The organism is Mariniphaga sp. (genome assembly GCF_041687215.1).
Taxonomy (GTDB): Bacteria; Bacteroidota; Bacteroidia; order Bacteroidales; family Prolixibacteraceae; genus Mariniphaga.
Genome location: NZ_JAWLCI010000080.1, coordinates 1 through 20,886 on the forward strand (window position 1 = coordinate 1; position 20,886 = coordinate 20,886).

General features: G+C 40.5%; 20 protein-coding genes. 9 read left to right on the forward strand and 11 right to left on the reverse strand.

Annotation, left to right across the window (positions count from 1 at the left end; all coding sequences use genetic code 11):
• Positions 1-195: T9SS type A sorting domain-containing protein (locus tag ACESMA_RS19355; RefSeq protein ID WP_372950517.1), on the forward strand; the 195-nt coding region annotated here is incomplete at its 5' end.
• A gap of 41 nt (positions 196-236) precedes the next feature.
• Here ACESMA_RS19355 and ACESMA_RS19360 read toward each other — a convergent pair.
• From ACESMA_RS19360 to ACESMA_RS19380, 5 genes are all read right to left on the reverse strand, one after another.
• Complete coding sequence (locus ACESMA_RS19360) at positions 237-884, reverse strand: WbqC family protein (RefSeq protein ID WP_372950518.1); 648 nt, start codon at positions 882-884, stop codon at positions 237-239.
• A 2-nt stretch (positions 885-886) separates the two neighbouring features.
• Positions 887-1,228 carry a lipopolysaccharide assembly protein LapA domain-containing protein gene (locus tag ACESMA_RS19365; protein WP_372950519.1) on the reverse strand — a complete coding sequence of 114 codons (342 nt, stop codon included), beginning with the start codon at positions 1,226-1,228 and terminating at the stop codon, positions 887-889.
• 77 nt (positions 1,229-1,305) lie between these two features.
• Positions 1,306-2,649, reverse strand: coding sequence for a signal peptidase I (lepB, locus tag ACESMA_RS19370; RefSeq protein ID WP_372950520.1), 1,344 nt, complete (start codon positions 2,647-2,649; stop codon positions 1,306-1,308).
• A gap of 12 nt (positions 2,650-2,661) precedes the next feature.
• On the reverse strand, positions 2,662-3,378 hold the full coding sequence (gene dapB, locus ACESMA_RS19375; protein ID WP_372950521.1) for a 4-hydroxy-tetrahydrodipicolinate reductase: 717 nt from the start codon (positions 3,376-3,378) through the stop codon (positions 2,662-2,664).
• 147 nt (positions 3,379-3,525) lie between these two features.
• Positions 3,526-4,377: an MBL fold metallo-hydrolase gene (locus tag ACESMA_RS19380; protein ID WP_372950522.1), complete on the reverse strand. Its 852-nt coding sequence runs from the start codon at positions 4,375-4,377 to the stop codon at positions 3,526-3,528.
• An 88-nt stretch (positions 4,378-4,465) separates the two neighbouring features.
• Between ACESMA_RS19380 and ACESMA_RS19385 the strand changes: the two genes are divergently transcribed.
• The 4 genes from ACESMA_RS19385 (at position 4,466) to ACESMA_RS19400 (ending at position 8,670) form a co-directional block, all read left to right on the forward strand.
• Complete coding sequence (locus ACESMA_RS19385; RefSeq protein ID WP_372950523.1) at positions 4,466-4,807, forward strand: translation initiation factor; 342 nt, start codon at positions 4,466-4,468, stop codon at positions 4,805-4,807.
• Between the two features lie 219 nt (positions 4,808-5,026).
• A complete protein-coding gene (locus ACESMA_RS19390; RefSeq protein ID WP_372950524.1) occupies positions 5,027-5,962 on the forward strand; it encodes a glycoside hydrolase family 43 protein in 936 nt (311 codons plus the stop codon).
• A 12-nt stretch (positions 5,963-5,974) separates the two neighbouring features.
• Positions 5,975-6,811, forward strand: coding sequence for a S1 RNA-binding domain-containing protein (locus tag ACESMA_RS19395; RefSeq protein ID WP_372950525.1), 837 nt, complete (start codon positions 5,975-5,977; stop codon positions 6,809-6,811).
• A gap of 314 nt (positions 6,812-7,125) precedes the next feature.
• Entirely contained in the window at positions 7,126-8,670 is a 1,545-nt protein-coding gene (locus ACESMA_RS19400; protein ID WP_372950526.1) for an alpha-N-arabinofuranosidase, read from the forward strand.
• 51 nt (positions 8,671-8,721) lie between these two features.
• Here ACESMA_RS19400 and ACESMA_RS19405 read toward each other — a convergent pair whose 3' ends face one another.
• From ACESMA_RS19405 to ACESMA_RS19420, 4 genes are read right to left on the reverse strand one after another with little or no spacing between them, the layout of a single operon-like run.
• Complete coding sequence (locus ACESMA_RS19405; RefSeq protein WP_372950527.1) at positions 8,722-9,915, reverse strand: DUF6340 family protein; 1,194 nt, start codon at positions 9,913-9,915, stop codon at positions 8,722-8,724.
• Complete coding sequence (locus ACESMA_RS19410; protein WP_372950528.1) at positions 9,899-10,942, reverse strand: DUF6340 family protein; 1,044 nt, start codon at positions 10,940-10,942, stop codon at positions 9,899-9,901. The genes ACESMA_RS19405 and ACESMA_RS19410 overlap by 17 nt, the downstream gene beginning before the upstream one ends.
• Complete coding sequence (locus ACESMA_RS19415) at positions 10,939-11,994, reverse strand: DUF6340 family protein (RefSeq protein WP_372950529.1); 1,056 nt, start codon at positions 11,992-11,994, stop codon at positions 10,939-10,941. Before ACESMA_RS19415 ends, ACESMA_RS19410 begins: the two co-directional genes overlap by 4 nt.
• 16 nt (positions 11,995-12,010) lie before the next feature.
• Positions 12,011-14,098: a hypothetical protein gene (locus ACESMA_RS19420; RefSeq protein WP_372950530.1), complete on the reverse strand. Its 2,088-nt coding sequence runs from the start codon at positions 14,096-14,098 to the stop codon at positions 12,011-12,013.
• Between the two features lie 136 nt (positions 14,099-14,234).
• On the opposite strand from ACESMA_RS19420, the gene ACESMA_RS19425 reads away from it, so the two are divergent.
• Positions 14,235-16,001 carry a M20/M25/M40 family metallo-hydrolase gene (locus tag ACESMA_RS19425; RefSeq protein WP_372950531.1) on the forward strand — a complete coding sequence of 589 codons (1,767 nt, stop codon included), beginning with the start codon at positions 14,235-14,237 and terminating at the stop codon, positions 15,999-16,001.
• A gap of 47 nt (positions 16,002-16,048) precedes the next feature.
• Here ACESMA_RS19425 and ACESMA_RS19430 read toward each other — a convergent pair whose 3' ends face one another.
• A complete protein-coding gene (locus tag ACESMA_RS19430; protein ID WP_372950532.1) occupies positions 16,049-17,155 on the reverse strand; it encodes an MraY family glycosyltransferase in 1,107 nt (368 codons plus the stop codon).
• A 393-nt stretch (positions 17,156-17,548) separates the two neighbouring features.
• On the opposite strand from ACESMA_RS19430, the gene ACESMA_RS19435 reads away from it, so the two are divergent.
• A complete protein-coding gene (locus ACESMA_RS19435; protein WP_372950533.1) occupies positions 17,549-18,382 on the forward strand; it encodes a DUF1080 domain-containing protein in 834 nt (277 codons plus the stop codon).
• Between the two features lie 228 nt (positions 18,383-18,610).
• Here ACESMA_RS19435 and ACESMA_RS19440 read toward each other — a convergent pair whose 3' ends face one another.
• Positions 18,611-19,549, reverse strand: coding sequence for a DMT family transporter (locus ACESMA_RS19440; RefSeq protein WP_372950534.1), 939 nt, complete (start codon positions 19,547-19,549; stop codon positions 18,611-18,613).
• A gap of 188 nt (positions 19,550-19,737) precedes the next feature.
• On the opposite strand from ACESMA_RS19440, the gene ACESMA_RS19445 reads away from it, so the two are divergent.
• Both ACESMA_RS19445 and ACESMA_RS19450 read left to right on the forward strand, forming a co-directional pair.
• Positions 19,738-20,205, forward strand: a complete 468-nt coding sequence (locus ACESMA_RS19445; protein ID WP_372950535.1) for a MaoC family dehydratase — start codon at positions 19,738-19,740, stop codon at positions 20,203-20,205.
• Between the two features lie 90 nt (positions 20,206-20,295).
• Positions 20,296-20,886: MgtC/SapB family protein (locus ACESMA_RS19450; protein WP_372950536.1), on the forward strand; the 591-nt coding region annotated here is incomplete at its 3' end.

Below are 20,886 nucleotides of genomic sequence, written 5' to 3' on the forward strand. Positions count from 1 at the left end.
GAAAAAACTTTCGACGAAAACGCCCCATGGGATTTGGAGGTGTATTCGGAAATGCAACAGTTAAAAACCAAACTAACCAACCTGCGCGGGCAAAGCGCCAAAATACAAACCGCCGGCTGGAAAGAAGGCGTTTACCTGGTGCGAGTAAAATATAACGATGAAATTTTAACAGGCAAGTTGGTGGTGAAACGGTAACCAAAGTATTAATCCTGACGGGGCTCTGAGCCCCGTCAAAATTAGTTTGATTGAACCGACTTTTCAATTACATTCAAACTATTTGGCCCCTCGTTAAACAGCAAGTCCAAAATGCTGAGGTTGGGTACAAATCTTAATTTTTCGTGAAAAACCTGGGTGTAAGGTTGTTGGGTAAATTGCGGGTCGGATTCAATGCGATGCTTTTTGGGCGAAATCGCTTCGCGAAAATTGAGCGTACTTTCCGGTACCTGTTCAAAATCTTCGGTTAAAACCAGGTTGGGTTCAAGCTCCAGCAGTTCGCAAAGGATTTCCAGTATTTCGAGATTAAAATCGAATAAAAATTTCCACGATTTTTCAAAAAACGGCTGAATATCGTCTTTGTAAAATTCGAAAAAAGGGGAGGAGTTGTACGCTGAAAAAATGGTTCGCCAGTGGTTACGCTGCCATTCGGTGTCGTACGAAATTTTCAGGTCCCTGATTTTTATTTTCCGGCCACGCCCTTTTACAACGGGCACTACAAGCGGAATAGTTCCGTTGGCGCCTAAAATTTCGTAGCGGTTGCGGTAGGTTTGTTTGGTAAAATTTTCAAATTGTTCCAGGTAAATTTTTTCAAACTGCACCAGTTTCGAAAAATACTGCACCGGCGGGAAACAGGCCGTGCTGAGGAGGATGGCATTATCCTGAGGCATTTCTACTCTTTAAAAAATCCACTGTCGTTTTCATCATCATCTACATCCAATTCAATTCCTTCCGGGCCCGGTTTTACTGTTTCCTGAGTTGCCAGCTTCTCTTCCAGTTTTTTACCCGATTTTACTGCATGTTTGTAATCGCGTTTGAGTTTCCAAACACGCGGATAAAAATAAACCGCGGCAATAATGTAGCCTAACAAAACACAGCAAAGAATGAGCAACACCAGCGGAACATTCGGTATTTCCCATAAAAAGAAGTTAATACCAATTGTTTCTGAATTTTGAATAGTAAAGATGACCAGCAAAATGGCAAGTATTAAAAGAATGATGATTACGGCACTCATGGTAATTAAATTTATTTCGAAGATAAAAAAAAGGATAACAGAAACCTGCTATCCTTTTAAAAATTAGTTTTTAAGTTTTATTTAATAAACTGAAACATCCGGCGGAGTCTCACTTTTTTTGGCAACGATTTATCTTTGTCGAGCGACAGCCAGATGAAACTGGCTTTGCCCACCACATGGTCTTCGGGAACAAAACCCCACATGCGCGAGTCGGCTGAGTTATGGCGGTTATCGCCCATCATCCAGTAATAATTCATCTTAAAGGTGTAACTGGTAGCGGGTTCGCCGTTAATGTAAACAGTATTGTCTTTCACTTCAAGGGTATTGTTTTCATAAACCTGAATTATTCTTTTGTAGAGCGACAGGTTGTCCACCGAAAGTTCAACGGTTTCGCCTTTGGCCGGAATGGTGAGTGGCCCGAAATTGTCCACATTCCACGGGTAATTTTTATCGTGTGGAAATACCATCGAATCCCATTCGCCCGGTTCTTCTTCTAATTTCTCCACAGCAACAACATTGGCAAACTCTTTCAGTTTTGCTACATTTTCATCAGTAAGCGGGAACAGATATTGCTCGCTGGAGAAAACCGTACGGTCATCTTCGGCAATGTTCAGCCGTTCCAGGGCTTTTCGGTTAATTGCCGAACCATTGGTTTTTACCAGGTAGTTGTGCTGCATTCCTTCGAAATGCTGCTGTGGCTGACCGTTAACAAAAATCTGGCCCTGTTTTAACTCAATTTCGTCGCCGGGAATTCCAATACACCGTTTAATGTAATTTTCGCGTTTATCCACCGGGCGGGCTACCACTTCACCAAAATTACGTGCGTCATTCCAAATGCGTTCACGTCCATAAGTTCTTTCCAGTTGGTAATAACTTTGGTTTTGGAGGAACAATGCTACTGTATCGCCTTCCGGAAAATGAAAAACCACTACATCGTTGTTTTTAATGTCGCCAAATCCTTTCAGGCGTTTATAGGGCCGTTTAATCCATTCCACATACGATTTTTTGGTGCGGGTAAGCGGAAGGGTGTTATGTACAAACGGAAATGATATGGGCGTGTTGGGTGTTTTTGGCCCGTATGCCACTTTGCTCACAAACAGGTAATCGCCCACCAGCAACGATTTTTCCATGGATGAAGTGGGAATGGTGTAAGCTTCAATGAAAAACATCCGGATAAAAGTGGCGGCAATTACAGCAAAAATAATGGCGTCAATCCATTCCACCACTTTGGTTTGTTTTCCGTCGGGTGGATTTTTCTTTTTCCAGAAAGCCCAGTGTACTTTTTCGGTGATGTAAATATCGAAAATAATGCCCAGGCCGATGAGCCACCAAAAGTTGCCGAGCCAGATTACCCAAAGGGTATAAAGCGTACCAACCGTGATAAATTTGAACCACTTATTGGTAAGAATTTCTCTAATCATTCGTAATTATCATTAAATTTTTAACATGTCTTTCATGGTGAGTATGCCTTTTTTTCCCAGGCTGTATTCGGCTGCCAAAACTGCTCCCAGGGCAAATCCTTTTCGGCTTTTGGCGCTGTGTGTAATTTCAATGTAATCTACCTCCGAATCATATTTTATGGTGTGAATTCCGGGAACTTCACCTTCGCGTTCCGATTTTATGGGAAGCTGGTTTTCAGTTGCATCGCTTGCATCGGCCCAACTGTTTACGGTAGGCAAAATTTCAACCAAATCTTCGGCTAAACTAATTGCCGTTCCACTAGGTGCGTCCAGTTTTTGGGTGTGGTGCACTTCGGTCATTTTCGGTGTATATTCTGAATGAGGAGCCATGAGTTTTGCAAGTTGGCGGTTCAGTTCGAAAAAAAGGTTTACCCCAACCGAAAAGTTGCTGCCGTAGAAAAATGTGCCTTTTAACTCCTTACACTTTTGATGAACTTCTGTTTTCCTGTCCAGCCAGCCAGTGGTTCCGCTCACAACCGGAATACCGGCTTCGAAACATTTAAAATAATTGTCCACTGCCGATTTCGGAATGGTAAATTCAATGGCTGCATCGCATTTTCTCAGGTTTTTTATGGTTAAATCCTGCTGGTTGTTAATGTCAATTTTAAGCTCAATCTGGTGGCCACGTGAAAGGGCAATTTTTTCAATTTCCTTCCCCATTTTCCCGTAACCAATCAACGCTAACTTCATGTTAAATTCTCTTTTCGGTATTAAAATAAGCGACAAAGATAATAGTTTAAGCAAATGTAACCAGCCGGTGGCCAAACTTAAAACAAATTCGACCAACGATTAAAATAAAAGGTTGAAAAGTAATAGGAAAGAATTTACTGAAAAGTGTTATTGCAGTTCTCCAAAAACCGATTCCACCAGCCGACTCTCACTGGATTCAAATTCGGACTGAACTTCAGCAAGTGTTTTTCCTTCGTTAACCAGTTTTTTTACTTTTTGCTGAAATTTTTTCATTTCCACAAGATGTTGTTCAATATCTTCGCGGGTCATAACATCGGCATGGCCGCTGCAAAACTGAACGGCATCGAGGGTTTCCAGCATTTTTTCGGTGGTTTTTACATGTTCAAATGAATTTCCGCCTTTGTAGGAGTGAATCAGTTGCGGACGGCCCTTGAACACCTGGTCGCCAATAAATGCGGTTTTTTCTTTTGGGAAATACACCACAATATCGCCGGTGGTGTGGCCAACCCCGAAATAATACAGTTCAATGGTTTGATTGCCCATGTGCAAATGCATTTTGTCGTTAAAGGTTACCTGCGGAATAAATGGCAGCAATTCTTCACTTTCCCATCTGGAAGGTGAACCGTCGCGCCCGGGATGGAAAAACTCTTTCCGGCAGTTTTCGTGCGCAATAATGGTAACGTCTTTTGGGAAGAATTCATTGCCGTTTACATGATCACCATCGGCATGAGTGTTTATAAGATACCTGACCGGTTTGTCGGTAAATCCTTTTATGGCCGTAAAGATGCCTTCCACAGACTCTTTATCCATTTTTGAATCGATGACCAGCACTTCGTTTTCGCCAATGTAAAACCCGCCGTTTGCACCCCGGCCACCCAAAAGCTGGTAAAGGTTGTCTGAAATTTTTTCAACAGTAATGGGCGGCGTTTCCTGCTGCTGACTGAATGCTGCAAACGGCAGCATTACTGCCAGAATGATTTGAATAACTATGGTTTTCATATCGTTTTCAATTTTAATTTGAGCGAAAAGTTACAAAAAATTGGCATAGAAAACTAACTTTGTTCACCTGAACAGAAAGAAAGGAAACATGGCAAACGACTGGAAAGACCGACTGGGCATGGTGTATTCGACCAATCCGGATTTTAACTTCGAAACAGAAAAGGAAGAAGAACAAACCCTGCCACCGCAACAGCAAAAGCTGATTGTGAGTTTGGACCGTAAGAAACGCAAAGGCAAAAGCGTAACGTTGGTAACCGGTTTTGTGGGAAGCGAAGATGATTTAAAAGAACTGGGTAAAATGCTGAAAACCAAATGTGGTGTTGGTGGGACGGTAAAAGAGGGCGAAATCCTGATTCAGGGCGATTTTCGCGAACGGGTGTTGGAGTTACTGAAAGAGGAAGGGTATAAAGTGAAAAAGTCGGGTGGATAAAGAGGAAAGGTAGATTTTGGGGGATTTATTGTTTGGAGTTACAGTGAAACTCCAAAATGCAAATTAGAAATCACAAATAAGTTCCAATTATTCAAAGCCTTAAATTCCAAAAATCTCAACTTTAACTTGTTTCGAATTTAGTTTTTTACTTGGAATTTATTTGATATTTGTTTTTTTGCGTTTGGTATTTTTCTCATAAACAATAAGTTTAAAATGAACATGAACAGAATAATTTGGATGGCGTGGATTTTACTGTTTTTGATGACCGGATGCGTTCAGCAGGAAAACGAAGTGTACATGTTTTCTTTTTTTCAGGGAAATGGTGAGGATGGTTTGCATTTGGCGTATAGTTATGATGGCTTCACCTGGGTGGCGCTGAACAACAACCAGTCGTTTTTAACGCCGCAGGTGGGCAACGACAAACTCATGCGCGACCCGTGCATTATTTCCGGCCCGGACGGTAAATTTCACATGGTATGGACCGTGAGCTGGAGCGAAAAGGGAATCGGGTATGCCAGTTCGGAAGATTTAATCACCTGGTCGGAGCAAAATTACATTCCGGTGATGGAGCACGAACCCACGGCTCGCAATTGCTGGGCGCCCGAAGTTTTTTACGATATCGCATCGGAGCAGTACATCATTTTCTGGTCAACCACCATTCCCGGCCGGTTTCCGGAAACCGCATCCACCGGCGACGACAGCTACAACCACCGCATGTATTATGTAACCACCAAAGATTTTGAAACCTTCAGCAAAACCCAACTTTTTTACGACCAGGGATTCAACGTGATTGACGGCACGCTGGCGAGAGAAGACGGGAAATACATTCTTTTCCTGAAAGATGAAACCCGGCACCCGGCCGAGAAAAATATCCGCGTAGCTACCAGCGACCGGCTTACAGAAGGCTACAGCAAAGCTTCAGAGCCCATTACCGGCGATTACTGGGCCGAGGGACCAACGCCGGTAAAAATTGGTGATTATTGGGTGGTCTATTTTGATAAATACATCGAACACAACATGGGCGCTGTGCGTTCGTCTGACCTCGAAAACTGGGAAGACATTTCCGGCCAGATTCATTTCCCTGAAGGAACCCGGCACGGAACAGTTTTTCAGGTGCCGGAAAGTGTGCTGGAAAATTTAAAATCAATTCATTAAAATAAAAATACCATGGCAGAAATTGGAAAAATAAATACCCTTAACGTAGTTCGGGAAACAGAGAACGGGGTTTACCTCGATGGCGAAAACCTGGGCGAAATTTTAATGCCCCGCAAGTTTGTATCCGATGAGGTAAAAGCAAGTGAGCAGGCTACGGTGTTCATTTATACCGATTCGGAAGACCGGCTGGTGGCAACCACTGAAAATCCGCTGGCCATGGTGGGCGAGTTTGCCTTTTTGAAAGTGATTGAAACCAACCGGTTCGGGGCTTTTCTCGACTGGGGCCTGCCCAAAGATTTGCTGGTGCCCCTAAGCGAACAAAAAGCAAAAATGACGGAAGGCAAAACCTACCTGGTTTATGTTTTTCTGGATAAACTGACCAATCGCATTGCCGCATCCGCAAAAATCGACAAGTTTCTGGACAATGTTCCTCCAGAATATCAGCCGGGCGAAAAAGTGGACCTGCTTATTGCTGAAGAAACGGAAATCGGGTACAAAGCCATTGTTAACAACCAGCATTGGGGGATTCTGTATAAAAACCAGGTTTTCAGAACGTTGACGCCAGGCGAAAAGTTGGAAGGTTTTATCAATAAAATCAGAGAGGATTATAAAATTGATTTACTGCTGGAAAAGCCGGGCTACGGAAAAATAGACCCCATTTCTCAGAAACTCCTGGAAACGTTGCGCGAAAACAACGGATTTTTGGCGTTAAATGATAAAACCTCCCCTGAAATCATTCAGACTTTGCTGGGAATAAGTAAAAAGAATTTCAAAAAGGCTGTTGGAAATCTCTATAAGAAAAAGCTTATCGAGTTTAAATCCGACGGGATAAAGTTGACAGGGAAATAGAGTCTGGCAATAAAAACTCAATGCTGGATTGTTCCTGCTAATCCCGGAGGCCTGTCCGACTAACCAGACGGGGATTGCATGTTTATAGAAAAAATCAAAGGTATGATGTTTGTGCGACTCCGGGGTCGGTTCCCCTTGTTGTTCTTACATTGCTATAAACATAAGCACGAACACGAAACCTTGCTGATGAATTTCCGGTGCGTTCATTTTTAAATTTTTTTTGAATAATGAAAGTACTAATTACTTTTTTTATATCTTTATTTCTGGAATTTTTTATCGACGATAAACAGAAGTATAAACTAAAATACCATACTATGGAACTAAAAAAGTTATTTAGCGGAGTTTTTATTCTCTCGGTGCTTTTCTCTTCAGCACAAAACAAAATTGTAGTGAACACTGACCTTGGTAAAGAAAAAATAAGCCGGCACATTTACGGCCATTTTTCCGAACACCTCGGCAGGTGTATTTACGGCGGCTTTTGGGTGGGTGAAGATTCGGAAATCTCAAATTCACAGGGAATTCGAAACGATGTGGTGGATGCCCTTCGAGAAATGGGTATTCCAAATTTGCGGTGGCCTGGCGGTTGTTTTGCCGACGAATACCACTGGATGGACGGTATAGGTCCGCGCGACCAGCGGCCAACCATGATAAACACACACTGGGGAGGAGTAACCGAAGACAACAGCTTTGGTACCCACGAATTTATGGAACTGTGCAATCAACTGGACGCCGAACCGGTTATTTGCGGGAACCTGGGCAGCGGAACCGTTCAGGAAATGTCGCAATGGGTGGAGTACCTCAATTCCGACAACATCAGTCCGATGACCGACCTGCGCAAAGCAAACGGACGCGAAGAACCCTGGGGCGTAAAATACTGGGGTGTTGGCAATGAAAACTGGGGATGCGGCGGAAGCATGACCGCGGAGTATTACGCCAACGAGATGCGCCGTTATTCAACTTATACAAAAAACTACAGCGACAACCGGTTGTATAAAATTGCCTGCGGACCAAGCGACTCTGATTACCACTGGATGGAAACCCTGATGAAAAACGGAAATCCCGGCAGAAGTTTCCAGGGAATTTCGCTGCACTATTACACCATTACCCACAACTGGAGCAAAAAAGGTTCTGCCACCCAGTTTACTGAAGATGAATATTTCCAGACCATGAGCAAAACACTGTTTATGGATGAATTGCTGAGGAATCACATTAATATAATGGATCGCTACGATCCGCAGAACCGCGTGGGTCTGATCGTTGATGAGTGGGGAATTTGGCACGATGTGGAACCCGGAACAAATCCCGGTTTCCTTTACCAGCAAAATACTCTGCGCGATGCCATGGTGGCTGCCGTAAATCTCGACTTGTTCAATAAATATTGCCATCGCGTGAAAATGGCCAACATTGCCCAAACCGTAAATGTGTTGCAGGCAATGATTCTCACCCAAGAAGCTGAACTTGTAAAAACGCCAACCTTTTACGTGTTCAAAATGTATAAAGCGCATCACGACGCAACCATGTTGCCAACCGATTTGGTTTCAGAGAATTATGAACTCGATGGCAAAAGTATTCCGGCCATTTCAACTTCTGCATCCAAATCGGACGATGGGAAGATCCACCTGACCATCAGTAACCTGAATCCCAACAAGGCAGTGAACATCTCCTGCGAATTACGCGGACTGAGCAAAGTGGCTTTTGAAAAAGGTGAAATCATAACTGCTGAAAAAGTGAATGCTTACAACGATTTTGGAAAAGCCGAAGAAGTTACAGCTAAAAGTTTTAGCGATGTGACGGTAAACGGGAATTCATTAACTGTCAATCTCCCTTCAAAATCGATTGTGTTGCTGGAGTTAAATTGAAAATTTTTGAATATTTTAAAAGGAAGCCGGTTCAAATATGGATCGGCTTTTTTATTTTGAGGGAATTAATTCAGGATCAAACTGGTATTCAATTCGTTTAATGTCCAGTTTTCGCTGACTTAATATATTGATGTAATCCAGACAGTTTTGTTCGTGCAACGGGTTTTTCTGTCCAAAAACATGGTACGACTGCACAGCCCAGTCAACCGCTGCATCCAACTGCCCCAGCATTTCGCAGGCCAGCGCCATGTTGAACATGCTTTTGGCTGCTATTTTTTTGTTCGGGTTTTTTACGTGTTGTTTCCAAATTTCAGCCGCTTCCAACCATTTTTCATCAGTAACCAACTGGTCCGTTTTTTTGAGGTCGATTTGTCCTGACCCATAATACATACGCTGAACCTCAATCCAGTGAGGAACTAAAAATGTGGCAAACTGGCTGCCAGAAATTTCTGCTGCTATTTGAATGGCCTCTTCCCGTGGCGGAAGGATTTCTATTCCTTCAATATAATCATAGGTGAGCGTGTCAACCCGGTCGTAGTAATAAGTCAGCATTAAATTATTCAGGTCATAAAAATTCCAGTAGGAAATTACAAATACATCTAATACTCCCGTGGGGCTCTGTTCATTAAATGTTGATTTTCTGTCAATTGTGGTGAAATAATCCAAAGACAACAGTAAATTGGCATGGGTTGAATCGGCCAGTTGAGTCAACTCCTCTTTGGAATACAAGCCCAATTCAGGATCCAAATATTTCACCTCGCTGTTTTCTTTTTGAGGCTGAAACCGTCCGGCCAGCGACCAAAAATTGGCAGCGGGTTTATATTTTTCAGGAATGAATAAGGAATTTAAACTGTCTTCCGATTCAATAAAACCCAATTTTAAAAGAGAATCAGACAGAATAAATTTCGAATAATCAGCGCGTTCAATCTCAAAAATTGAATTGAAATATGAGTTAGCTTTTAAAGTTTGAAGAAAATAGTCGAAATATATCTCTGCTGCAGCACTGTCAGTATTTGTTGTATCAACCAACCGTTTATTGTTTTCAAAATACTCTGCAAAATTTGAATTGTAGGTTGAATTAAAATTATTGAAACGAATGGCAATGGTGTCATATTTTTCAGGAAAAATCGCTTTTCCCGGAACAAAAATCTCAATACCAATTGTTTTGGTGTTATATAATGTGTTACAACCGAAAAAAGATATTCCGGTAAAAACCAAAAGCGCCAAATTAAGGGAGGTTTTCATTTTGCATTCTGTTGAATTTTGAAAGCTCCTTTCTGCGGGAATCCAGAATTTTTTGGTAGGTCAGAATTGTATTTAAATCATTTCGGCTTTTATATTTCGACGCAAGTGCAAGGGCAGCCGTCAGCCATTTTTGTGCGGTTTCCAAATCGTCCTTTAATTCGTAGGCCAGTGCCAAATTATATCGGGCGTTGATGGCCATTTTGCCGTTGCTGTCGTCGGCATATTTTTGCCAAAGTGCAATGGCTTGGTCCAATTTTCCTTCTTCAAAATAAAATGCTGCATCAGAAAAATCGGGCAGTGGCGGAACCGAATACATCCGGTTAACGGTTTGCCAGGTAGCATAAAATCGTTTGGCATAATTTTCACCGGCCAAAGCCGAAGCCATTTCCAAAGCGGTGAGACGCGGTGGCGGCGTGTAACCTTTCCGGTAATTGCCTTCGTCGTCGTAACCGTTCCAGAACACCGTGTCAATCATGGTTTTTCGTTCAATATTTGCATTTTTAACCGGGTCATAAATTCCCCAAACTGCAACGGTTAACACTTCGTTGGTTTTTGGTGTGTCGAATGTTTGCGGATAAGTTGAATAAAACGAGGAAAAAGTCTCCAGAACGATTATCAAATCAGCATCGGATGCCTGGGAAACACTCTCTATTATTTCGGGTGGAAGATCGGTTAAATGTTCACCGGTATGCCTTTCAAAAATATTTGTTGGGAAAATATAGACCTCTTCGAATGCATTGTTGCTTTTCAAATCGGCTGCCAGTTCGTTTATACATGCAGTTACAAGGAGGCTGTCCAGGTTTTTAGGGTCGTTTTTTGCTTTAACCAGCAGAAAATCATTTTTATAGTAGTGTTGAAGCGTGTCTTCCTTGTATTTAAAATTGCGGTAAACAATAGCAGCGTTTTTTGCTGAAGAAGGAACATTGGCATTGCCCGGCTTGTAAATCTCGATGGGATATTCCTTGTAAACAGTGCACGATGTACCCAGAATTACCAGGACAATTACCGGGAATAATTTTAAGTTCATTCTGTTTCTTTTAGTTCGTTTTTCCTTCGTTTTAAGGTTTCGAGATACTCGTAGGTAAGCGGGCGGTACATGGTGTTATACGAATTTAATGCCCACTGAATAGCCAAATCGATGTTGCCCAAAATTTCGTAGCCCAGTGCAACATTTAGCTCAGCTTTGCTTTTCAATGTTTTTGAACCTGCCTTGCTTGCAACTTCTTTCCACTTTTCAACCGCCGCCAGCCAGTCTCCCCCGGTGGCAATCTGATTGGCCTGCCGGAATTCTGAGTTTCCTTTTACAAAAAGAGTTCGTCTTTCAGGCCGCCAGCGAACGGCAATTTTATCAGTCAGTTCAAGTGCAATTACAATTCCGGTTTCAGCAAGTGCTTGTTTTACAGGAGTAAACCTGCTAAGTAAACTGCGTGCAGAAACATCTGCATCCTCCCAGTACAATGTATCGGTAATAAACTGGCGTAACAATATTTTTTCCTCAAAAGGATCATATACCCGAAACAGCGCTTCGTACTGAATTTTCATTCCGGCTCTTGCTGCCGAATTAAATCCACCCTGGAATGGGTCGAAAAATGTTTCATTATCAAAACTGGTAATTACTCTTGTTTTTAAATGATCGAGTGAAAGTACTGCATCGGTTTGAAAAGTTTCACATAAATCGTTCACCTTTTCCCATGGAATTTCCCGGGCCAAAAGTGATGTGCCGGGTGCTTCCAAAAACCGATCTTCGGGAATGACATAATCATAACGGCCCGATTCAAAAAGTAACTCTCCTAAAACTTTTAGAGTGGTATCAGCAGCCTGAAAATCGTAAATCAGGGTATCGAGGTTGAAACGCTGTTCGTAAAAAACTTTTTGCAACGAATCTGCTTCCAGGTTGGTGTATTTTTCATCAACCGTTTGTGTAACGAGGGTGAGGCTTTGGATTGTTTCGGGTAGTTCACTTGCGGCTGGCTGGGGAATGTCAATTACAAGTGTGCGGGTTGAAATGCACGAAAAAGTCAGGAATGCCAACAGAAGTAATATTCCCGGTTTTATACTGTTTTTGATATATTTTTTCATGAATTGAAAGTCTCCTTTAGTAAATTCCCCAGTACTTTCTCAAAAACCATTCCACACTTAACAATAACAACACTACGAAAAACAACCACCTCAGGTTTAACAATTCAGTAATCATTTCCTGAAAATAGCTCACAGGTTTCAGGCTGTTGCTGTTTTTAAGTTCTTCAATTGCCTGGTTAACTTCGTTTTGTGTGAAAAATGCACCACCTGTTTGTGTTGATAACTGATACAACATGCGGTGGTTGGCTTGTGTTACATTATTTTCAAGGTTAACCGCTGTTATGGCAAAATTACCAGTTTCTGTAAAAGTTTGATTTCCAACAGTAACTTCAGCATCAAAAGAGTAATTACCAACGGGCAAATTTCCGGCATTTAAAAAATAGCCGTTATTTCGCACATCAAATGTAAAATCCAGTTCATCTCCGTTTTCGTTACTTAATACAATTGTAACCTCTTCATTTGAAATGCGTTCAAAAACATCGTTATAAACTTCTGCGCTCATTATTACCTGATCAGTTTCAGTATAAACCAAATCATAATTTACAATGAAATTATCTTCATTTTCGCGTAAAGCAAGGTATTGAACCAGTTGATTTACAAGCTCATTAAATTGTGCGTGGGATTGGTTTTGGAAATAATTATTCAGCCGCCAGCGCCAAATTCCTTCGCCAAAAACAAAACCAACTTTTTTCCCTTTAAAAATTCCGGAGGAAATTAATGGTTTGCCAGTTTCAATGTTTTTAATTTTCTGAAAAAACAGGGTGTTAAATTCCGGATCGAGCTGATAATTGGCAAATGGTACCATCAGAGGTGGAAATTTCTCAAGCACTTCCCGGAAATTTTCACTTAATGTGAAATTTGCATAAGCCGGATTTATTAACGCCTGCGCCTCTTCTGCCGAACCTGCCCGCGGTTGCACTGTTGCACCATATGCCAGCGCATTTAATTGTGGCAGGAAAGTTTTGCTGCCTACAATAAAAAGTATCGGAACCTTTTGGTTCGACTCACTTTCAATGATATTGGCCATTGATTTTCCGGATGTGGGCAACTGATTTAAAATTACCAGGTTGAAATCGGAAAAATTAGATGGGAAGGGTTCTTCGGTAAAAACAGAAACCTCGTAAGATTTTTGTTGTTCAAGCGTATTTTTAATGGCACCAATATCGGGGTGGGCCCCATCGGAAAGGATAAGTATTTTTTGTTTGTTTTCTAAAACATTTACAACAAAATGCTCGATATTATTACGTGTGTTTTTTTCATTTTCAGCAATTTCTATGGTTGCAGTAAATCGCTTTAAACCAGGCTCTCCGGCATCCAATATAAATTGTTGCGACTGAAAATAATCGTTGTTTGAGGGTGTAATTACAGTTTGGGCAACCTCTTTTTCTCCTTCATGAACGGTTAACCGAAGCGAACTGTTTCTCAGTTTTAAAAAACGGGTGTCTATTTCAACAGGGAAGCGATTACCGGAAAAGGAAGTCCGGTTTGCTTTAATTCCCTGAATACGTGCATCTGTTATTTCGGTGGTATCGCCAAGCCCGATGCTATAAACCGGGAAATTTATATTTTCCAGCATATTCACCGGATTTTTTCCCTGGTTGTAAATGCCGTCTCCGGCAAGCAACATCGCCCCTATATTTTCATTAAAATGGTTGTTGTTCAACGTGTTGATAAGGTTACTGTAGTCCGATTTTTTTTCTGAAAAACTGATTTCGCCATCAAATTTTGTTTCCTGCCCAAATGTGTAATGAATTAAATTGTAATTGCTTCCCAATTCATTAGAAATTTGGTTTTTAATCTGAATCATTTCGCTGGTTAGTTGCATTGAATCGCCGGTTGCGGTAACCGATCCGGAGTTGTCCCAGGCAGCAATAATCAAAGGATTTTGCACCATTTTTTTCAGGTTTTTTATGAAAGGAGACAACAACAAAAATGCGATTAGCGAAAATGAAAAAAACCGGAGGATCATTAAAATGATTCTCTGTTTTTTGGTCAATTCCTGGTTGTCTTTGTTTCTGAAATAGAGCAAAAAAACAATGCTGGCAGCTAAAATGACCAAAACAAGTAAAAAAATAAACCAATATTTTATTCCGAATGAAATCAATGGATATACCTTTTTTATTAGCGGTCGTAAATATACATAACTCCTTTTTAATACGATGAATATTGTGTATTATTACCCTTAATTTTAAAGCGAATCGATTCCTGGAAGTAATTCATATTTCAAAAAAAAACAATAAATGAAGAATGTTTTTTACGCACTTGTTATCCTGGTGGTAGCTTCCTGCACTGCGAAATTCAACCCTGAAATTACGGTTGAGGATATTCAAAATACAATTTATTACCTTGCCTCTGATTCACTTAAAGGAAGGAAGGCCGGAGAAACAGGTGACAGTCTGGCTGCGGTTTTTATCAGGGAGAAATTTGAAAAATCAGGACTTCAATTGCTATACAAAAAGGGTTTTCAGAAATTTGAGCTGGTTACTTCGGCCAGGTTGGGAGAAAAGAATTTGCTTAAAGTTGGTGGCGAAAATTACCAGGTTGAATCCGATTTTTTACCGTATGCTTTTTCTGCCAATGTTATTGCAGAAACACCCGTTGTTTTTGCGGGTTACGGGCTGGAGGTTGATCAGGATTCACTTCAATGGAATGACTTTAAAAATTTAGATGTTACAGGAAAATGGATGCTTGTGCTTCAGGGAGATCCTGATTTGGATAACCCGCAAAGCCCTTTCATTGAATTTTCATCAGAGCGGGCCAAGGCGTTAAAAGCAAGCGATAAAAATGCCGCTGGTTTAATTTTGGTAGCAGGCACTGCTTTTAGTGAGAAAGATGAATTAACTCCGTTGTTTTTCGATAAAAATGTAAGCAGATACCCGATTCCGGTAATTCAGGTTACACGCTCGGTTGCCAGCGCCATGTTGCGCGAAACAGGCTACACCATTGAAACCCTTGAATCAGAAATCAGAGAAAAAAATAACTCCATTACAGTTGAAACTAAAACTGTAGTTTCTGCTGATGTAAATATTGAGCTCGAAAAGACACAATCACAGAATGTTGTGGCCCTTTTACCGGGAACCGATTCTGAATTGCAGGCCGAATATATTATTGTTGGTGCGCATTACGATCATTTGGGAATGGGAGGACAAGGATCTGGTTCAAGAGCGCTTGATACAACGGCAATTCATTATGGCGCCGATGATAATGCTTCCGGAGTTGCTGCTGTTATTGAGCTGGCAGAAAAACTGTCCGGCGAAAAGAAAAACAACAGAAGCATCATTTTTGCGGCATTTGGCGCTGAAGAAATGGGCTTAATCGGTTCAAAAGCTTTTATTGCCAATCCGCCGGTTACGGAAGAAAAAATGGTTGCCATGTTCAATTTCGATATGGTTGGCCGGCTCGATTCCGTGAATAATGCGCTAAGCATTGGAGGAACACAGACCGCCAAAGAAACCGAAGAAATAATTAATCAACTGAATCCGGGTTTCAAACTGGCACTATCCGGCGAGGGTATTGGCCCTTCCGACCATGCTTCTTTTTATTTACAAAACATTCCGGTATTTTTTATTTCTACAGGAGCTCATGCTGATTACCACACACCTTTTGACGATGCCGATGCCATAAATTATGAAGGAGCTAAAAAAGTAACTGAGTTTGCTCATTTGCTTGTTCATGAATTGGCAACACGAGACAGTACATTGACTTTTCAGCAAGCTGGCGCTAAATTTCAGCGAAGCAGGGGAGGGCGGTTTAAAGTATCGCTGGGGATTATGCCCGATTACGCCGGATTGGAAGACCGTGGCCTGCGCATTGATGCCGTGACCATAGGCAAACCTGCTGATTTGGGTGGAATGAAAAAGGGCGATATCATTACCGCAATTGACGGGAAAAAGGTGGGAAATATTTACGATTACATGAGCAGGTTGCAAACATTGGAGGCCGGTCAAACCATTTCTGTGGATATCCTTCGCGAAGAAAAAGAAACTGTTTTGATAATTCAGTTATGATTGGAATTTTCAGTTAGGAATGGTGAAATTTTAATTTTATTAGAATTTTAGCCCACTTGTTTAACTAAATTAAATAATCTGCTGCTATTAACCTTTTTCCATCTCAGGAGAAGAGACGGAACAAAAGAAAGGATTATTCCTGTTAAGAAAATGGTAAAGAATTGAAGCGTAACATTAAAAGAAATATTATTGAAAATCAGTGCCAGGCCAATCATAAAAATATTGGCGCCAAGAATAATCAGTGTAACAGATAAATGGTGAGGTACGAGTTCCAGTAATCGGTGGTGGATATGATTCTTGTCGGCCGAAAATGGCGATTTTCCGTTTAAAAGCCTTATTGTCATCACTCTGAGGGTATCAATTAAAGGTACAATTATTATGGCAAACGAAACAACTGGTGCAGCGCCAATGGCGTAAGGGACTGTTTTTACAACATTGAATTCATTGAATTTTATTACCAAAGCAGCTACAATAAGCCCTACAATCAATGACCCTGTGTCTCCCATAAACAACTTGTTCTTTTTGCCAAACACATTGTAAAGGAAAAACCCGGCAAGGCTTCCGGTAAGAGAAAAAGCCATAATAGAGAATCTGATGTGTCCTGATAAAAAGAACCATGTTCCGAAAACAAATGTTGCCAGCATGCCTAATCCCGATGCAAGACCATCAATTCCGTCAATCAGGTTAAAAGCATTGATTATAGCAATCATTACAAACAGTGTGAGCATGGTTCCAACTGCATAATTTATCTCGTAAAACCCTAAAAAACCATGCAAATTTGAAATATGAAAATTGCCTAAACTGGTTAACAGGACAGCTGCAAAAATCTGAATCACAAATTTTTTCCTGGCTGAAATATCCATCAGATCATCTTTTAGGCCAATAAAAAACATTAGAATAACCGATGCAATAATATATTTAAGGGAATCAAAACTATACCCGTCAGTTGAAATTATGGTACTAAGTACAAAGCCTAAAAAAATTCCAACTCCACCCAAAGGAGGAACGATTTGTGTATGAATTTTTCGTTCATTAAATGAATCAAAAAGTTTTTTTGCATGCGCAACCCTCAATATGGGAGGTACAACTATTATGGCAATGGAAAATGCAAGCGTAAATGAAAGTATGTTAAGAAAAAGTTCTTTGAATAACATTTTAGAGATTAATTTGTGTTTTGCAAAAGTAATAATAAATTATCAATCATAATATTTCCAAACTTTATAAAAACAAAAGAATGAAATGTTTAACCTACCAAAATCAATTTTTAATAATCTGATTTTTTATCTTCAACAGCGTCATCGTCACTAAATCAGGGGAGCAAAATTATGATTTTTTTTACATTTTCTGATAGTATTTTGCATTATTTTTTATTAAAGATGAGTTAACATACAATCAAAATGTCGAATTCCTCATATTAATAATACAATGAATTAAGCTCAACCACCTGTTCTTATATTGAATTAAATACCCATTTCAGAAAAACCTGATGTCATTTTATTTACCTTTACCTTCGTTATTTTAATGTTAAATGATTTAAACGTAATTCTATGCGAGTTTTAAATTTAGGTATTATATCTGTCATAATTGGCGCAGTATTTTTATTTGCTTCCTGTGGTTCAGGGCAAAAATCCCAACAGGGAAGTGAAAAATCAGTTCAGGCTGAATCTGAAGAGAACTGGATACAGTTGTTTAACGGGAAAGACCTGAACGACTGGCAAATTAAGTTTACAGGTTACGAACTGGGATATAATTTCAATAACACCTTCAGGGTTGAGGACGGTTTACTGAGAGTCAGGTACGATGATTGGGAAGAATGGGGAAGTCAGTTTGGACATATGTTTTATAACGGCGAATTTTCACATTACCGGTTAAGGGTGGAATACCGGTTTGTGGACGACCAGGTAAAAGGTGGACCCGGCTGGGCTTTTCGTAACAACGGACTGATGATTCACGGGCAAAGTGCCGAATCGATGGAGCTGGACCAGGATTTTCCAACTTCTATTGAGGTGCAGTTACTTGGCGGAAACGGAACCGATGAGCGTTCGACAATGAACCTTTGTACACCGGGAACCAATGTGGTTATGGATGGCGTTTTGGTTGAACAGCACTGCACCACTTCAGATTCAAAAACTTTTCACGGAGACCAGTGGGTAACTGTTGAGGTTGAAGTACACGGAGGTGAGATAATCCGCCATTTTGTGGAAGGCGAAGAAGTGATGAGTTACGAACAGCCACAACTCGATCCCCGGGATCAGTATTACGATAAGATGCTTTCAGAATTTGGAGATAAAATAATTACCTCCGGTTCTATTTCCATTCAGGCCGAAAGCCATCCTACAGATTTCAGAAAAATTGAATTGCTGGTTTTGGATGAAAATTAGCAGTTAGTGCCTTATTTTTTTAATTGTTGCTTTTTTTGGCATAAATTACAAATGACAAAAAATAAATGACAAATAAATTCCAAAGAAAAAAAATCAAATTCAAAACATTTCCAGAGGAGATTTAGCTATTGTAATTATTTGGATTTTTGGTCATTAGAATTTGGGATTTATTTGTTTTTTGAAATTTGATTTTTGTTTTTTCAGGCTTGTCCAGGTTAGAATATTTCTTTATTCAGGCCGGACTACTTTTTGAAGTTCGGTCTTTTTTATCGCTCTTCGGTTGGCATAATTCAGCGCAAGCAGAGAACCTGCAATACCAATCATTCCTATTATTGAAGGTAAATCAGGATTTTCATTTTCCAGAATAAGCCAGCTTAAAATAGCACCCGAAACCGGAATTAAAAATTTCCACACATTTAATATGGATACTTTTACCTCCGGACGCCGCAGTAAAACAAACCATATAGAAATAGCTGCTGCCGATAAAAAACTAAGCCAGGCCAGCGCAATATAATATTTTGCGGGGAAAGGGCCGGTGTTAATACCTTCAACCGGAATGGAAACGATAGAAAGCAATATTCCTCCAATAATTAGGGTAGATGAACTGAGCACGAGCGGAGAAATTGTTTTGGACGATTTTGAAACCAGAACATTGGCATAACCTGCAACCAGGTTGTTAACTAAAAGTAATCCGATTCCAAGAAATTCAAGTTCTCCACGCATTTCAACTTTTGTTCGTCCCAGTGTTATAACTGCAATTCCAGCCACACCAATCAGAATACTGAGGGTTTTCATTAGTGTCATTTTATCGTTGTGGAAGGCAAAGTGGGCTACAATGGCAATAAAAAGTGGAGATGAACCGATTATCATGGCGCCCAGTGCTCCGGGCACAAGATTTAGTCCGCTGTAAAACAAGGCATATTGTGCAAAAATTTGAATAACGGAAAGCCATAATACCAGTTTAAGGTTTGCTTTAATTTCACCGAAGTACCTGCTGTAATTTCCAAACAGAATCAAAATCAGAATTCCGGAAATAAAAAACCGGACTCCTGCAAATTGCAGTGGCGTGTGGTATTCCAATCCTATTTTTACACCTACAAAGGCAGTTGACCAAAGCCAGGTAGCTATAATTGCCAAAAAGGTTGTGCTGTTAATTAATTTTTTCATTTTGAAATGCCTGACTGCAAAGGTGAGAAATTAATCCCAACAAATCAGGCTTGTTTAAGTTTGGAACAGCCAGGCTTAATATTCGGAAAAGTTTTAACAAACTTCATTGTTTTTCATGTTGCTCAAGCTTTTTCCTTTTATGAAAACAGGAAAATATGTTTCTTTGCAGCCATTAAAATCAATACAAAATGGGAAAGACTATCATCAACAGTTATGCAGAATTTGAGGCATTTCTCGGAAAAGAAATAGGGACCTCTGAGTTCATTCGGATTACCCAGGAACAAATTGATAAATTTGCCGATGCTACCCTCGATTACCAGTGGATTCACACCGATCCTGAACGTGCTGCCAAGGAATCGCCATTTAAAACTACCATTGCTCATGGGTATTTAACCGTTTCTATGCTCACTTACCTTTGGTATTCTATTGTTGATGTGCGTAATGTGAAAATGATTGTAAACTATGGTATCGAAAAACTGAAATTTCAGCAACCCGTTTTGGTAAATGATAAAATTCGGGCCATAGTTTCATTGCACGACATAAAGAATCTGCGCGGTATTGCTAAAATTCAGGTGAAAATTGTGGTGGAAATTGAAGGCCAGAAAAAACCTGCTTACGACGCACTTGTAACTTTTCTTTACCATTTCGACAATTAAAAATTGGTTTTAACTTGATTTTTTCTATTTCATAATCACTCCAACTGAATCTTTTTTATTTCGTAATTTCGTGTAATAATTAGTGAAAATATGGAATATCTGAATCAGATTCTAATGTCTAATGAAATTACTTGGGAAACTGCCCTTCTGCGTTTTCTTCTCAGCTTTGTTTTAGGAGCCCTCATTGGTATTGAACGGGAAACCCATAACCAGCCAGCCGGACTGCGAACACATATTCTTATAAGCATTGGTTCCACTATGGTGATGCTTATTTCCATATTTATTCCCCAAACCTTTACTAAATTTCAGAATGGCGACCCTGGGCGTATTGCAGCGCAGGTAGTTTCAGGAATTGGTTTTCTGGGAGCCGGAGCGATTTTAAAATTTGGCGCCAACGTAAAAGGGCTTACCACCGCTGCATCAATTTGGGCTATGGCGGCTATTGGTCTGGGAGTTGGAGCCGGAATGTACGCGGTTAGTCTCATTGGTGTGACAGTGGTTTTATTTGCCCTGACAGCCATGAACCTGTTTGAAAAGAAATTGTTCGTTGAACGGACTTTTCGCCGAATTGTATTAGCAATCAAAAAGAAAGACTCCGATCTGCAATCAGTCAAAAAAATTCTTCAAAACTTTGATGTCCGGATCAATTCTACGGGTTTCGAACGGAACATCAACGAATCA

Coding starts and splice junctions, on each gene's coding strand:
- ACESMA_RS19360 (WP_372950518.1), bottom strand. CDS start 884: ATGCCTCAGGATAATGCCATCCTCCTCAGCACGGCCTGTTTCCCGCCG.
- ACESMA_RS19365 (WP_372950519.1), bottom strand. CDS start 1,228: ATGAGTGCCGTAATCATCATTCTTTTAATACTTGCCATTTTGCTGGTC.
- lepB (WP_372950520.1), bottom strand. CDS start 2,649: ATGATTAGAGAAATTCTTACCAATAAGTGGTTCAAATTTATCACGGTT.
- dapB (WP_372950521.1), bottom strand. CDS start 3,378: ATGAAGTTAGCGTTGATTGGTTACGGGAAAATGGGGAAGGAAATTGAA.
- ACESMA_RS19380 (WP_372950522.1), bottom strand. CDS start 4,377: ATGAAAACCATAGTTATTCAAATCATTCTGGCAGTAATGCTGCCGTTT.
- ACESMA_RS19385 (WP_372950523.1), top strand. CDS start 4,466: ATGGCAAACGACTGGAAAGACCGACTGGGCATGGTGTATTCGACCAAT.
- ACESMA_RS19390 (WP_372950524.1), top strand. CDS start 5,027: ATGAACAGAATAATTTGGATGGCGTGGATTTTACTGTTTTTGATGACC.
- ACESMA_RS19395 (WP_372950525.1), top strand. CDS start 5,975: ATGGCAGAAATTGGAAAAATAAATACCCTTAACGTAGTTCGGGAAACA.
- ACESMA_RS19400 (WP_372950526.1), top strand. CDS start 7,126: ATGGAACTAAAAAAGTTATTTAGCGGAGTTTTTATTCTCTCGGTGCTT.
- ACESMA_RS19405 (WP_372950527.1), bottom strand. CDS start 9,915: ATGAAAACCTCCCTTAATTTGGCGCTTTTGGTTTTTACCGGAATATCT.
- ACESMA_RS19410 (WP_372950528.1), bottom strand. CDS start 10,942: ATGAACTTAAAATTATTCCCGGTAATTGTCCTGGTAATTCTGGGTACA.
- ACESMA_RS19415 (WP_372950529.1), bottom strand. CDS start 11,994: ATGAAAAAATATATCAAAAACAGTATAAAACCGGGAATATTACTTCTG.
- ACESMA_RS19425 (WP_372950531.1), top strand. CDS start 14,235: ATGAAGAATGTTTTTTACGCACTTGTTATCCTGGTGGTAGCTTCCTGC.
- ACESMA_RS19430 (WP_372950532.1), bottom strand. CDS start 17,155: ATGTTATTCAAAGAACTTTTTCTTAACATACTTTCATTTACGCTTGCA.
- ACESMA_RS19435 (WP_372950533.1), top strand. CDS start 17,549: ATGCGAGTTTTAAATTTAGGTATTATATCTGTCATAATTGGCGCAGTA.
- ACESMA_RS19440 (WP_372950534.1), bottom strand. CDS start 19,549: ATGAAAAAATTAATTAACAGCACAACCTTTTTGGCAATTATAGCTACC.
- ACESMA_RS19445 (WP_372950535.1), top strand. CDS start 19,738: ATGGGAAAGACTATCATCAACAGTTATGCAGAATTTGAGGCATTTCTC.